The 13,067-nt window shown below is 59.7% G+C and carries 13 protein-coding genes and 1 pseudogene; 9 read left to right on the top strand and 5 right to left on the bottom strand.

Annotated elements, in window-relative coordinates; translation table 11 throughout:
• Positions 1–587 precede the first annotated feature (587 nt).
• Entirely contained in the window at positions 588–2,579 is a 1,992-nt protein-coding gene (locus V8352_RS16680; RefSeq protein WP_336425434.1) for a pyrroloquinoline quinone-dependent dehydrogenase, read from the top strand.
• A 427-nt stretch (positions 2,580–3,006) separates the two neighbouring features.
• Positions 3,007–3,903: a LysR family transcriptional regulator gene (locus V8352_RS16675; RefSeq protein ID WP_336425435.1), complete on the top strand. Its 897-nt coding sequence runs from the start codon at positions 3,007–3,009 to the stop codon at positions 3,901–3,903.
• Between the two features lie 233 nt (positions 3,904–4,136).
• Here the strand turns inward: V8352_RS16675 and pqqE are convergent, their stop codons facing one another.
• The 5 genes from pqqE to pqqA all read right to left on the bottom strand — a co-directional run bounded on the left by pqqE (position 4,137) and on the right by pqqA (position 7,369).
• Positions 4,137–5,279: a pyrroloquinoline quinone biosynthesis protein PqqE gene (gene pqqE, locus V8352_RS16670; RefSeq protein WP_336425433.1), complete on the bottom strand. Its 1,143-nt coding sequence runs from the start codon at positions 5,277–5,279 to the stop codon at positions 4,137–4,139.
• Positions 5,276–5,569 (bottom strand): pyrroloquinoline quinone biosynthesis peptide chaperone PqqD, encoded by a 294-nt coding sequence (gene pqqD, locus V8352_RS16665; protein WP_336425432.1) that lies wholly within the window; start codon positions 5,567–5,569, stop codon positions 5,276–5,278. Before pqqD ends, pqqE begins: the two co-directional genes overlap by 4 nt.
• A complete protein-coding gene (gene pqqC / locus V8352_RS16660; RefSeq protein WP_336425431.1) occupies positions 5,566–6,318 on the bottom strand; it encodes a pyrroloquinoline-quinone synthase PqqC in 753 nt (250 codons plus the stop codon). Before pqqC ends, pqqD begins: the two co-directional genes overlap by 4 nt.
• A complete protein-coding gene (gene pqqB / locus V8352_RS16655) occupies positions 6,315–7,196 on the bottom strand; it encodes a pyrroloquinoline quinone biosynthesis protein PqqB (RefSeq protein WP_336425430.1) in 882 nt (293 codons plus the stop codon). Before pqqB ends, pqqC begins: the two co-directional genes overlap by 4 nt.
• A 74-nt stretch (positions 7,197–7,270) precedes the next feature.
• On the bottom strand, positions 7,271–7,369 hold the full coding sequence (pqqA, locus tag V8352_RS16650; RefSeq protein ID WP_336425429.1) for a pyrroloquinoline quinone precursor peptide PqqA: 99 nt from the start codon (positions 7,367–7,369) through the stop codon (positions 7,271–7,273).
• 782 nt (positions 7,370–8,151) lie between these two features.
• On the opposite strand from pqqA, the gene V8352_RS16645 reads away from it, so the two are divergent.
• The 7 genes and pseudogenes from V8352_RS16645 (at position 8,152) to V8352_RS16615 (ending at position 12,987) form a co-directional block, all read left to right on the top strand.
• Complete coding sequence (locus V8352_RS16645; RefSeq protein ID WP_336425428.1) at positions 8,152–8,772, top strand: NADPH-dependent FMN reductase; 621 nt, start codon at positions 8,152–8,154, stop codon at positions 8,770–8,772.
• 115 nt (positions 8,773–8,887) lie between these two features.
• Positions 8,888–9,258, top strand: a pseudogene (locus tag V8352_RS16640) (integrase core domain-containing protein); the annotation flags it as partial.
• 316 nt (positions 9,259–9,574) lie between these two features.
• Entirely contained in the window at positions 9,575–9,802 is a 228-nt protein-coding gene (locus tag V8352_RS16635; RefSeq protein WP_336425427.1) for a hypothetical protein, read from the top strand.
• Between the two features lie 60 nt (positions 9,803–9,862).
• Complete coding sequence (locus V8352_RS16630; protein WP_336425426.1) at positions 9,863–10,927, top strand: LLM class flavin-dependent oxidoreductase; 1,065 nt, start codon at positions 9,863–9,865, stop codon at positions 10,925–10,927.
• A 4-nt stretch (positions 10,928–10,931) separates the two neighbouring features.
• A complete protein-coding gene (locus tag V8352_RS16625) occupies positions 10,932–11,147 on the top strand; it encodes a hypothetical protein (protein ID WP_336425425.1) in 216 nt (71 codons plus the stop codon).
• A 93-nt stretch (positions 11,148–11,240) separates the two neighbouring features.
• On the top strand, positions 11,241–12,170 hold the full coding sequence (locus V8352_RS16620) for an alpha/beta fold hydrolase (RefSeq protein WP_336425424.1): 930 nt from the start codon (positions 11,241–11,243) through the stop codon (positions 12,168–12,170).
• Between the two features lie 52 nt (positions 12,171–12,222).
• Positions 12,223–12,987 carry an alpha/beta fold hydrolase gene (locus V8352_RS16615; RefSeq protein WP_336425423.1) on the top strand — a complete coding sequence of 255 codons (765 nt, stop codon included), beginning with the start codon at positions 12,223–12,225 and terminating at the stop codon, positions 12,985–12,987.
• Positions 12,988–13,067 lie beyond the last annotated feature (80 nt).

Here is a 13,067-nt window from a genome sequence, read left to right as displayed (position 1 = left end):
GAACTCTGGCGCGCGGTTGGTCACGTCTGCGATCTCTTCACTGAGGAAGAGTGCTACAACTTCTTCAAGGCGGCAGGTTATGAAACTGATTGAACGCAACCCGCTCTAGACACGCATTACAGCTCGATCGTAGGGCCGAGTCGGCGAAGCGCCAACAGTCCGGGCCTTTGTCATGCCACTGAGGCGGTTCCATGACCGGAGCCGCATGGATTGCACCTTATTGTCCATTTGGCGTCGTTCAGGCGATGCACTCTTGTCCAAGTCAAGCGAGGTAAATTGTCGCTGCGGCGGTTTTCTCGATGCGATGAGGGAACCCGGTGATCAGAGCGAGCGCCGATGGCCACTACAAGATACATCGCGTCCGGGGGCGTCACCCAACTTGGCGATGCCCTCAGCATCGTTTCGCGCACGCCTTTGGCAGTCTGCGTCAAGCAAGGGAAGCCGGAACTTCGTCAAGTCGACATTGCAGCAAGATCGGCACTTTCACGACATTTTGCGCGCCGCACTGCTTAGGCATCGTCCCTAATTTAACCGACAGAGCTCAGTTGTTCCCCACTCAGTTCTTCCCCAGATGAAAGGATGACACCATGACTTTCCGAAACGGCTACGACGCGCTTCGTCGCTTCGAAGACCCGGTCCTGTTTCTGATCGACGATCAGCCCTATCAGCTCGCGAACCTGAACAGCCACGACCCGCAAATGGTGGTGAAAAACACGACCACTCTGGCACAGGTGTTCTCTTCGTTTGAAAAAGGTTGCAAGTCAGCGATTGCAATGCTTGGAATTTCTGTGGTTCTTGCACTGCCCGCATTTGCAGACACTGTTAGCGACACTGGTCAGCAGCTCAAAACGCAACGTTATTTCGCGGCAAACAGCTTGCCTACGCCTCTGGCCAACTTTCGATCTGTGACCGATGAAATGTTGATCGACCCACCTGAGGGCAGTTGGCTGACCTATCGCGCAGATTATGACTTGTCCGGGTATGTAGCACTGGACCAGATCAATCGTGACACAGTGGGCCAGTTGCAATTGGCCTGGTCTTGGGCACTGAACGGGCGGCGCACGGAAGTGCAGCCCCTCGTGCACGACGGCATCATGTATCTGAACCAGTCCGCAGACACGATTCAGGCGCTGGATGCGGCGACGGGCGATCTGTTCTGGTCCTACGAGCGTGAGCTACCCGACGATCTCTTCGTTCTCAGCTATGCCAATCGCAATATTGCGATCTATGAGAACAAGATACTGGTTGGAACCTCTGATGCGCATCTCTTGGCGTTGGATGCCGTGAGCGGAGAAATCCTGTGGGAAGTCGAGGTTGCCGACCACGAAAAAGGCTACGCCTACACCGCGGGGCCGATTGTGGCGGACGGGCTGGTCATCGCTCCCATGTCGGGCTGCGCACTATATAATCCCGGCGGCTGCTGGGTGTCCGCACATGACCCAGACACCGGTGAAGAGGTCTGGCGCTTTTACACAAATGCCCGCCCGGGAACCCCCGGCGGCGATACTTGGGGCGACGTTCCTGCCGACTCTCGTCATGGCGGTTCGGTCTGGATGCCTCCAGCCTATGATGTGCAGACCAAAACGCTTTATGTCGGGACCGCCGTTCCGGTGCCATGGGGTCGGGCGCAGCGCGATAGTTCAGTCGAGGACGAGTTGCATACCAATTCCACTGTCGCGCTAGATGTGGCGACGGGGGCGATCAAGTGGGCTGTGCAGCACATTCCGGCTGATAATTTTGACATGGATACCGCCTTTGAACGCCATCTCCTGACAACGAATGTTACCCCGGGCGAGGATATTCGCTGGAAGTCCCCGGATCTGCCGGAAGGCGAGGCAGATGTGATATTTGGCATGTTCGGAAAAAGCGGGATCATACGGACCATGGACCGCGAGACCGGGCGCCTGCTCTGGGCACGCGAAACCTACGCGCAGAATGTCGTCGAGGACATCGATATGGAAACCGGCAAGGCCCGCCTGAACGAGGATATCATCCTGCCCGTCGGGGAAACCGCGCATGTGTGCCCATCGCTTTATGGCGGACGTAACTGGCCCGGGGCCTCGGTCGACCCTGAGCGTAATCTTTTCTTCATCGCCTACAACAACACCTGCATGGATTACACGCTGAAGGAAGTGAATATCGAAACCGGAGCTTATCACGGATCGGCCGATTTCAGCTTTACCCATGCGCCCGACCGCGGACCGGAGGGCGAGCAGGAGATCGGGACCCTACTGGCTGTCGATGTTGCCACCGGCGAGACGCGGTGGCGCCACGATCAGCGCTCGCCCCTTTATGGATCGCTGCTGGCCACCGGCGGGGGCATTGTGTTCGGCGGCGGCGTGGACCGGGTTTTCAACGCCCATGATGCAGACACCGGCGAGGTCCTCTGGACAACCAGACTGCCCACCTCCGCTCAGGGCTACCCTGTCAGCTACTCGGTCGACGGAGTGCAATATATCGCAGTACCGGCAGGCTATGGTCTGGCCTTCTCCGAACTCACGCCGGAAATTCCGCAACCGAACAATGGCGCGTCTCTGATGGTGTTCCGCCTTCCGGACGAGACCGTCGCAGCCGACTGACTCTCTCGGGTCAGGCTCCCTTCAACCGGCTGTCGGACCCGACAGCATTGAGCTTGACCCGAAACAGGCCCTGCACACCCCTCAGTCGAGTTGTTCGGCAGGCACATTAAAGTTAAAAGACGTGTATGACCGCATGTTTTTTTTCAGCGGCACGCGCATGAGCCTAAGGCGCTCATGAAATCATATTGCGCAAAAATCTGCCACATAGCAGCAAGTTCTGCAACGCAGGCAAAGTGAAAGCGGCTCAGTTATATACTGCACGTATAACGTGATCATTTGTTCGCCGAAGTTTTTGGGAACAGCGTTCGCAGGACCAGTTAAAACCACGCGGAGTTGAGCGGATTCTTCGAATCCTCTCATTTCATTCAGCTTCAGAGGCGCCCGTATCAGGGCGCTCATACTATAGACCTTGAAATGGGAAGTGACTATGTCAGCGCGATCAGAGATAGAATTCGCCGATCTAAGGTCCTTTGTGAGTGTGGTTGAATCGGGCAGCATTGCTCAAGCTGCATCAAGGCAAGGTGTCGCCAAATCAATTATCAGTCGCCGCATAAGCCGTTTGGAGCATGTTTTGGGCGCAACGTTACTGAATCGCGCTGCGCGCGGAACTTCTCCAACCGATATTGGTCGGACCTACTATCTTCAAGCGGTGGAAGGAGTTGCGCAGCTAGAGAAAGCCCAAGATGCAGTAGGAAGGGCAGTTGGTGAAGTATCAGGGTCAATAAGGGCCGCATTTCCGCTTGGTGTCGGTGAATCTTATTTGGCCCCTTTGCTGGCTGCTTTTGCGATGGAGCACCCTCAAATACAGCTCGACCTTTATTTCGGAGATTGCGCGGATATGTTTTCCGGGGGGTTCGACCTGGCCGTTCATGTGGGTAAATTACCCGACTCAAGCTTGATTACCAGACGTCTTACAAAAATGCGCACTGTCATAGTCGCCAGTCCGACCTATTTGGACGCCAGCGGACGCCCTAATCACCCGAGCGATCTGACAAAATGTGAAGCCGTAGTGGATTCAAATTTCACACTGACATGGACATTTAAAGGAAGTGACGGGTGCGAAAATGTTCGGATGAATTCCCGCCTGCGAACGAGCAACAGTCACATGACTATTGCGGCTGCTCGCGCAGGCATCGGAATCGCCGCCGCTCCCTATTTCATGGTGAGCAAACTAATAGACAATGGCGAATTAGAAATTGTTTGTCCTGCCTATAGTTATGAAGAGGTTGGGCTACATCTTTTGGTTCCACCGGCGCGGGTTAAAATAGCTCGCGTCAGGGCGCTGATGGACTATCTTTCAAGAAGCCTCTGCGTTGCGATTTAGGGGTCATCCCTACAACTTTCAAATCCGAAGATTACGAACGCGGTAAGGGCGATGGCGTTGAGGAAGATGTTTCCGCATAAGGGTTCCCGTTCCCCCATTTGTTCAAGGTTTACAAACCGACCCCTAATTCGTTCGGTCTGAACAACTGTAAGACTACCTCAACCCAATGGAATTCGAGGCACGCTGCATGCTAGCTTAACCTACTGTCCACCAAATCGGCAGCAGCTCCGTTATCAAAACTCACCTCCCTTGGACATTCTCCGATAAGTGAAATCTGTGGTCTGGGCGGCGGCATCCGCATCTGCACGGGCCACGACCTGCGCGTGCAGCGGCGATTTGGAACAGACCGGATCGGTCGCCCGCGCATCGCCCGCCAGCGCCATCGCCTGACAGCGGCAACCACCGAAATCGACGGCCTTCCGCTGGCAGCTTTTGCAGGGTTCGGGCATCCATGCGGTGCCGCGAAAGGCGTTGAAACTGTCGGACAGGTGCCAAATGTCGGACAGGCTGCGGTCGCAGACATTCTCGAACCGCATCCAGCCGATGGACTGCGCAGCGTGACAGGGCAGCACCATGCCGTCGGGGCCGACATTGAGGCCGGTCGAGCCCCAGCCCCCCATGCAGGCCTTGGGATAGATCGCGTGGTGATCGGCGGGCACATAGTCGATGACCATGCGGCCGCGTAGGCGGATGCGCTCCTCGTTCACAATCTGGCGGGCGAAGGCCGCCTGTTCGCGGGTGGGCATCAGCGCCTCGCGGTTCAGATCGGCCCAACCGTGGAACTGCACGGTCGCCACCTCGATCCGGCGCGCGCCCAAGGTTTCGGCCAGTTCCACCATATCGGGCAGGCGTTCCATGTTCTGGCGATGCACAACCGCGTTGATCGTCAGCGGAAAGCCGATTTCCGTCACCCACTCGGCGAATGCTATCTTTTTGTCCCATGACCCCGGATGCCCGCTGATGCGGTCGGCCATATCGGGGCGGATGCCCTGCAGCGACAGTTGCACATGATCAACGCCTGCGCGGTCCATCTCGTCCAGCCGCGCCCGCGTGATGCCGATCCCCGAGGTGATGAGGTTCACATACAGCCCGGCATCCCGCGCATGGCCCACGATCTGCGCCAGATCGCGGCGGGCGCCCGGCTCGCCGCCCGAGATATGGACCTGCAGCACGCCCAAAGCCGCAGCCTCGCGGAAGACGCGGCCCCAGTCATTGGCCGACAGTTCCGACCCCGCGCGCACCAGCTCGACCGGATTGCTGCAGTAGGGGCAGGCCAAGGGGCAGCGATGCGTCACCTCGGCCAGCATCGCCATTGGCAGGCCGGGGGTGACGGGGTTGCCGTCGAGATCGCGGGGCTGATGGGCCTGATCCTTCATGCCGCGTCTCGCAGAAACACCATGCGGCGTTCGATCAGCCCGGTCAGAAAGTCGCGCACATCGCCCGCGATCTGATCCTCGGGCGCGTTGTAGCGCGCGGCCAGAACGGCGGTGATGGCGCTCATGCTGCGCGCGCCGTCCACTTCCGACAGGATCGCATCGCCGACTGAGTCCAGTTGCATCGCGCGTTCGGGCGCCTGCAGCACGCGAATGCCTCGCACGCGATCATCCGACAACCGCACGCCGCGCGGCAGATAGGGGATGTCCTGAGGCGCGATCAGCGGCGTCATGGCAGCATCCCTTCGCCGGGACGCCATGCGCCGGGCGGCATATTACCCTCAACATAACCATGCCACAGCGCATCCAGTTGCGCCCAAAGCACGTCGGTCTTGAAGGTCAGCGCCGCCGCCGCCGCATCCTGCTTTTCCGCCGTGTCCGCATGGGTCAGCACATAATCGAGGCCGAATTTCACATCCTCAGGCGCCTCGGTCAGGCGCTTCTTAAAATAGGACAGGCTGGTGTCATCGGCGAAATCGTAGTGCGCCAGCAGCCCCTCGATCCGCTGCGCATGAATGCGCGGCGCGAACAGTTCCGTCAACGAGGCCGCGACCGCATCCAGCAGCGGCATCTCGCGGACGAACCGGACATAGGCGTCCACAGCGAAACGTGTCGCGGGCATGATGCCGACGCCACTTGCGACATAATCCGGGTCCAGTCCAACAGCGCGGGCCAGTGCCAGCCAGCGACGGATGCCGCCGCCTTCCGCAGCGCCGCCATCATGATCCTCGATCCGCTTGCGCCAGGCGCGGCGTAGGTCCGGGTCTTCGACACGGGACATGAAGGCCGCGTCTTTCATTGGAATGCGCGATTGGTACATCCAGCGGTTGATGACCCAAGCCCGCACCTCGTCGGGCGTGCAGCCGCCGCCATGCAGGCGGACGTGGAACGGGTGGCGGTCGTGATAGCGCGCGGCGCCGATGGCGCGCAGGCGTGCCTCGAAATCGTCGCGGGGTTGGGGGGCGTCGTGGGTATCCTTCACAGCGAAATCTCCATGCCGTCGCGGGCGATCCGCCAGCCCTGCGCGATGGCCTCGGCGGTCTGGGGGCTGGCCGGATCGGTCAGCGGGTTCGAGTTGTTCATATGCACAAAGACGCGCTGCCCGATGGTCAGGGGCGCCAGTGCCCCCATCGTCTGCGTCACCGGCATATGGCCCATCCGGTGCCCGGTCTTGGTGCCCAGTCCCATGCGGATCATCTCATCATTGTCCCATAATGTGCCGTCGAAGAACAGCGCATGGGCGCCTTCGATCCGGGCGGACAGCCAGTCGGGCATGTCGGCGCAGCCGGGGATATACAGCGCCCGGCGCCCGTTTGCGCGCAGTTCGACCCCCACGGTCGTCTCGCCCACCAGCCCGGTCTCGACCACCTCGCCCTCCTGATAGAGCGGCACCTTTCCGGGCACGGCGAACAGCGTTGCTTCAAGCCCTGGCGCCAAAGTCACAGTTTGGTCCAGCGCAATCGTGCGGCGGGCGACCAGATCGGGCCGCAACGCGCCCAGCATCGGATTTTCGGCCAGCACCTGATGGATCGTGGGCGTGGCGAACAGATCAAAGGGCTGGCTTTCGCGCAGCGTCAACAGCCCGGCCACATGGTCGATATCGCCATTCGTCACCAGTACCGACCGCAGCGGCATCTGGCGCGGGCCGGTCGGGTGCAGCGCGGGGGTGGCCGCCAGTTGCACCCGTATATCTGGCGAGGCGTTCAGCACGGCCCAGTCCAGCCCGTTCGCGCTGACCGCGACCGAGCTTTGCGTCAGCGCCGGAATGCGCCCCGCGCGGGCCGCATCGCAATTGACGCAGCCGCAATTCCATTGCGGTAGACCGCCGCCCGCCGCCGCTCCAAGCACAATGATCCGCATATGTCCCTGCCTTGACGCAAAGGCCCCGCCCGAAAACTTCGGACGGGGCCTTTACACTTCCGGTCTGTCCGAGTTCAGAACAGAACGGGGTCGTGCTCGTCCTCGGCCGGTGCGTACATGTTGATCTCCATGCCGCATGAAATTTCTGTCAGCTTCGGTTTAGTCCAGGTCATGTTGGTCCTCCTGTCATTGCCGTCGTATTATTATGATGAACGCTGGCGAGCTTCACAAGTGTTCAAGACCCCATTCAGGGTTCCCGATTTGGCAACACAGGGAGAGCGATAACTGCGCCTCTCGTGCTGTTGGATGGAAATGCCCATCGCCCTCAATCGCAAAAATGCACTCTTCGGGTCCCTGGGTTATGTGCCATATGGAGGTGACGATGACCGACGGGAGAATTGCACTGTGACCTGATGTGGCAAATGCCCCCACCCATCTGCATCGTATACTATGACGGTTCTATGTGCGCTTCGTGGTCTGCGCAGTTGGGTCAGATAGAGTGGCTGTATTCATTTGCGCACTGTCGAGGACGGGGCAGGGGGGGCTTTTGGCTGACCAGCCTGGCTGCAGTGGGGCGATGGAGGCAGGCGCCACGTCGCTTCTGGGGCAGTCCCATGGCCACGAAGTGTTGCCTACATGGACATCCTACTCTTGCACTGGGCGCAGATCGCATCGACGCATCCGATCAAACGGGTGAATCGTGAAGTTAAACCACTCTCCGGTGGGATACGATCAGCGGGCTTCATGCCCTCCCTCCTACCACGTTCGGCGAACCCAGCGCAAAATTTCAGAAGGACATCGCAAGTCCGGCACCATAGCAGCAAAGGATGCGCCGGAGTCATTTCGAAGCCATGCTATCAGGACCCTACTATGGAGCTTCAACTACCCACTGGCGGCCGCCTGACTGCATACAGACACTCGGCCTGCGGTGGGAATCGCAGCAAGGAGTTGTCGAATGTCAAAACCACATATTGCCATCATTATTGGGTCAACCCGCGCGGCGCGTTTCGCCGACAAACCCGCCGCGTGGCTCAAAGAGAAAGCGCAGGCACGTGACGACATGACGTTTGATCTGTTGGATCTGCGCGAGCAAAATCTGCCATTTTTCGATGAGGCTGCGTCGAACCTCTGGATGCCCTCGCAAGATCCGCACGCTGTGGCCTGGCAGGAGAAACTTGCCAAATTCGACGGGTTCATTTTTCTAGTATCGGAATACAACCACTCGATCACCGGCGCGCTAAAAAACGCACTGGATCAGGCCTACACCGAATGGGTCCGCAAGCCGATGGCGGCAATGGGATACGGTGGCGTTGGCGCTGCGCGCGCGATCGAGCACCTTCGCGGTATCGCCATCGAACTTCAGATGGTTCCGTTGCGCAATGCCGTCCATCTGGGTGGTGGCGAATTCATGAAGGTATCCCCATTGGGGGAAAATCTGCCGATGTCCGAGGTGGAGGCGGTTCTGGACCCGTCACTAGAAAGCATGCTGGACGAGCTCGCTTGGTGGGCCGATGCTACGATGAGGGCGCGGGGGTCGGCTGCCAAAGGTGCAGTACTGGCATCGGCGAACACGTAATGGTACGGAACGGCGATCAGGACCTCATGGCGATGCTTTGAAATGTCGATGGCGACCAGCACGGTCGCAGCGGTAGAATGGTTGGCATCAGTAACCCTTCTTCCCGACCTGCTACGGCACGGAATTTGTCGCCCAGAAGGCGCGCGCTTGGATCGGCGCGGTGGGCGCCAAGACGGCCTTTAAAACGGCTACTGCGAAAGCTTCAATGCCAGGTTCCGGGACGAGCTTCTGAACGGTGAGGTCTTCTACTGGCTACGCGAGACCCGGATTCTGATCGAGAAGTGGCGCCGCCACTACGACACTGTCAGACCGCACAGCGCTCTGGCATACCGCCCACCAGCGCCCGAAAGCATCGTTCCGATAGACCAAAGGCCGACCATGCACCCAAAATCAAACTGGACCACTCGATGGGGGCAGACCACAAAGACCCTCTGTCGCCCAAGTCCTGCCCCTTGTCGAACAGCAGAACAGCGCGCGGCTCGATGAAATCGTCGGTGCCGTCCCGATAGTGGAACCCGGGCAGCCGGTCCATGCAACTCGAGCGAAGGTTCGGCGAGTGACGGCACCGCAAGACGTCGGGATGATGCTCATCCGCTCAATCCCGCTGGGAGGAAGATGACTTCGGTGCCGCAATCACAAGCAAGGTTCGTGCAAGCTGCAACGTTCAAGCCGTCGCGCAGCGACACGGCGCAAAGGAAGCAAGAATGGCACCGGCTCGGCAGTCTCTGCAACGCAGCGCTCAAGATCGTTCGCTAGTTTACAAGGGACACGTCAAACTTCTCTCGAGACCGAGGATATTGAGATGCCTTTGCGTAACGGCCTAGCCGCCTCTTTTCGTCCAGAAGAACCGGTTCTTTTTCTGATCGATCATCCGCTTTTTCTACTCGCACACCTGACCAATCATGACCCGCTGGACGTGGTGGCCACCACGATAGCGCTCACTCAGGTGACCACAACGGCAACCAGTAGCGGTATCTATGGGGGCGACCCTGACGAAGCGGCCCATCTGGCAAGCCCGCAACGTGCCTAGCCGCGAGATACCCCTTAGATGCGGTCCATCAGGATCGACAAATAACCAAGAGGACGCACAATGGAAATCGGCATCGACAGTTTCGCGGCCATACTTCCGGATCCTGCGACCGGGCGACTCCCCTCGGCGACGGATCGCATGGCGGACCTTCTGGAGGAGATCGAGGTCGCCGACCTTTCCGGGCTCGATGTCTTCGGCATCGGTGAGCATCATCGCGCCGAATTTCTCGATTCTGCGCCAGCCGTCATTCTTGCAGCCGCCACGGCTCGTACCAGAAACATCCGATTGACGAGTGCTGTCACAGTGCTCAGCGCGGCGGATCCCGTAAGGGTTTTTCAGGAATTCGCGACGCTCGATCTCATTTCCAGGGGGCGCGCAGAAATTGTCGTGGGGCGCGGCTCGTTTGTCGAAGCCTTTCCCTTGTTCGGCCTCGACACCCGAGACTATGACGCGCTTTTCGCCGAAAAGCTCGGTCTGTTTTTGAAACTCCGCGAAACGACCAATATCACATGGGATGGACGTCATCGTGCGGCGCTCAACGGTGTCGGCGTTTACCCCCGCCCGCATCAGGCGCGAGTGCCGCTATGGGTAGGCGTTGGCGGTACGCCGCAATCCTTCCAGCGCGCAGGCGAGCTTGGCCTCCCGCTGATGATCGCCATCATCGGCGGCACCTTCGAGCGCTTCCGCCCGCTTGTCGATCTCTATCGCGAGGCCGGCCATCGCGCAGGGCACAGTGCGGAAAAACTTGCCGTGGGCGTCCATGCGATGGGCTTCGTCGGAGAGACGGATGCTCAAGCCAGGGATGCTTTTTTCCCCGGCTGGGCGCATCTCACCGGCACGATCGGCAAAGAGCGCGGTTGGGCGCCACCGACGCGCCAGCAGTTCGAGGCCATGGCCAGCCCTGAAGGTGCGTTCCTGATCGGCGAACCGAAAACGGTGGCCGCCAAGATGCTGAAGGCGAGCGAGACGCTCGGCGGCATTTCACGCATCACCTTCCAAATGAGCACGGCCTCGCTCGAGACGGCGGCGATGAAGCGCTCCATCGAGCTTCTCGGCACGGAGGCCGCACCGATTGTCCGGGCTGCTCACGATACGGCGCAGATGTCCTCTAACCACCAAGGATGAAGTCATGTCTTTTCGCAATGGCCTTGCTTCGCTTCTTCAACACGCAAACACGCAGGGCCCCACGGTCCTTGGTGCGACCGCAAGCGACACGTCATTCGATCCGCATCATCCGCGTCCTGCGAGGCCGCCCTTTCCGAACTGGACAGCGATCGGTGTCAATTGGTTCGCCGGATTTGATGTCGAGATCAAGGTAATCACACGCATTCCCGACCAGGCCTAGCGACCATTGGTCGACACTGCGGCCTTCGTGGGGTGACGACGACAGAACTCAGTGCCGCCCTGCGAACTCTCAACAATCTGGAGCAAACTCGAGATGCACTCCAACATCAAACAGACACGATACCAAATCCAGCCAGTCGGCGAAGTCGACGTATTCTATCGCGAGGCAGGACCGGCGGACTCGCCGGTTATCCTGCTGTTGCATGGTTTCCCGACGGCCAGCCACATGTTTCGCGACCTGATTCCGCTTCTGGCCGATCGCTATCGGCTTGTTGCGCCGGACCTGCCTGGCTTCGGCCAGACCAAGGCACCGCCACGCGGGACGTTCGACTACACCTTCGACCGGCTCGCCGACGTGATCAAAGGTTTCACGGAGGCGCTGTCGCTCGACCGGTATGCGCTTTATATCTTCGATTATGGCGCGCCGGTTGGTCTGCGTCTGGCAACGCGGCACCCTGGGCGTGTTTCGGCGATCATCAGCCAGAACGGCAACGCCTATGTCGATGGTTTCAGCGACCAGTGGGGGCCGTGGGAGGCTTATTGGCGCGATGCGAGCGAAGCGAATCGCGAAGCTTGCCGCCCGTCGCTGTCACCCGACACGATCAGGAGCTGGCAATACGGAACTGGAGCCGATCCGGAGCTTCTTTCTCCTGATGGATACGAACTCGACATCGCCTACATGGCGCGGCCCGGTGCAGAGGACATCCAGCTCGACCTGATCCGTGACTACCGCACCAATGTGGCGCTGTATCCGGAATTCCAGTCATATTTCCGCGAGTATCGTCCGCCTCTCCTAGCGGCGTGGGGACGCCACGATCCGGCATTCATCCCTGCAGGCGCTATAGCCTACAAGCGCGACCTTCCGAATGCTGAGGTTCATCTTCTGGATGCCGGACACTTTGCATTGGAAACCCACGCCGGCGAAATCGCAACGCTGGTCCGCGACTTCCTTGATCGCGTTCTGCCGAAAGGAACTGGCGGCTCCGATACGCTCTCAGTGCCCGAAAACCGAATGCCGACATGACAGGTCGCCCAGACCGGCCTCCCTGCATCAACATCAAATGGAGACCCCAATCATGAACAATCTGCAAACTCTCCTGATGTCCAGCGCTATGGCTGTTGGCGTCGTGACCGCGCAGTCCGGCTCGGCGCGCGCCGATGTGAACAACATCGTTCTCGTGCACGGCGCGAACGTCGACGGAAGCACCTGGCGCGACGTCTACGACCGCCTGACCGCAGACGATTACAAGATCTCGGTCGTGCAGATGCCGCTGACGTCCACCGAAGATGACATCGCCGCGGCCCAGCGGATCGTCGATGTTCAGGACGGTCCCATGCTGCTGGTCGGTCATTCCTATGGCGGCGTCGTGATCAGCGAAGTTGGCGTGGACCCGGACGTCAGGGGCCTCGTCTACGTCGCGGCGTTCCAACCCGAAGCCGGAGAAAGCGGCGGAGGCCTGTTGGCCTCCTCTCCAGGCGAGTTCTCGTCTCAAATGCTCACGGTCTTCGAAGATGGCCACTACCTCATCCAGGAAGACGCCTTCCTCTCGGTCGTTGGCAATGGTCTGTCCGATGAAGACGCCATCTTCGTGGCAAGGTCGCAGGCCGCATCCAACTCGGCGATCCTCGAATACGAAACACAGTCGGCGGCGTGGACCGAGAAACCGAGTTGGTCGATCATCGCAACCCTCGACCGGACCATCGCGCCCGACCTGCAGCGCCAGATGTCGGAGCGGGCTGGTTCGACTGTCGTGGATATCGAGAACGGTCACATGCTGCCAATGACAAATCCCGACGACGTGGCCAATGTGATCCGACAGGCCGCCGAAGAGGTGGAATAACCGGGATGTGTCGCGCGGCCCCGAGAGACCGATCCGCGCGCAATTTCCAGATCACCGAGGCCCGATAAAGTACGGCCGGG

This window comes from Roseovarius sp. D0-M9 (assembly GCF_037083805.1).
Classification (GTDB): Bacteria; Pseudomonadota; Alphaproteobacteria; order Rhodobacterales; family Rhodobacteraceae; genus Roseovarius.
This window is presented reverse-complemented; position numbering and strand designations above follow the sequence as displayed.

What these genes read in the sequence shown, in the direction of transcription:
- V8352_RS16625 (WP_336425425.1), top strand. Translation starts at nt 10,932, where the DNA reads ATGTCTTTTCGCAATGGCCTTGCTTCGCTTCTTCAACACGCAAACACG.
- pqqD (WP_336425432.1), bottom strand. Translation starts at nt 5,569, where the DNA reads ATGACGCCGCTGATCGCGCCTCAGGACATCCCCTATCTGCCGCGCGGC.
- pqqA (WP_336425429.1), bottom strand. Translation starts at nt 7,369, where the DNA reads ATGACCTGGACTAAACCGAAGCTGACAGAAATTTCATGCGGCATGGAG.
- V8352_RS16630 (WP_336425426.1), top strand. Translation starts at nt 9,863, where the DNA reads ATGGAAATCGGCATCGACAGTTTCGCGGCCATACTTCCGGATCCTGCG.
- V8352_RS16620 (WP_336425424.1), top strand. Translation starts at nt 11,241, where the DNA reads ATGCACTCCAACATCAAACAGACACGATACCAAATCCAGCCAGTCGGC.
- V8352_RS16645 (WP_336425428.1), top strand. Translation starts at nt 8,152, where the DNA reads ATGTCAAAACCACATATTGCCATCATTATTGGGTCAACCCGCGCGGCG.
- V8352_RS16635 (WP_336425427.1), top strand. Translation starts at nt 9,575, where the DNA reads ATGCCTTTGCGTAACGGCCTAGCCGCCTCTTTTCGTCCAGAAGAACCG.
- pqqB (WP_336425430.1), bottom strand. Translation starts at nt 7,196, where the DNA reads ATGCGGATCATTGTGCTTGGAGCGGCGGCGGGCGGCGGTCTACCGCAA.
- V8352_RS16675 (WP_336425435.1), top strand. Translation starts at nt 3,007, where the DNA reads ATGTCAGCGCGATCAGAGATAGAATTCGCCGATCTAAGGTCCTTTGTG.
- V8352_RS16680 (WP_336425434.1), top strand. Translation starts at nt 588, where the DNA reads ATGACTTTCCGAAACGGCTACGACGCGCTTCGTCGCTTCGAAGACCCG.
- V8352_RS16615 (WP_336425423.1), top strand. Translation starts at nt 12,223, where the DNA reads ATGAACAATCTGCAAACTCTCCTGATGTCCAGCGCTATGGCTGTTGGC.
- pqqE (WP_336425433.1), bottom strand. Translation starts at nt 5,279, where the DNA reads ATGAAGGATCAGGCCCATCAGCCCCGCGATCTCGACGGCAACCCCGTC.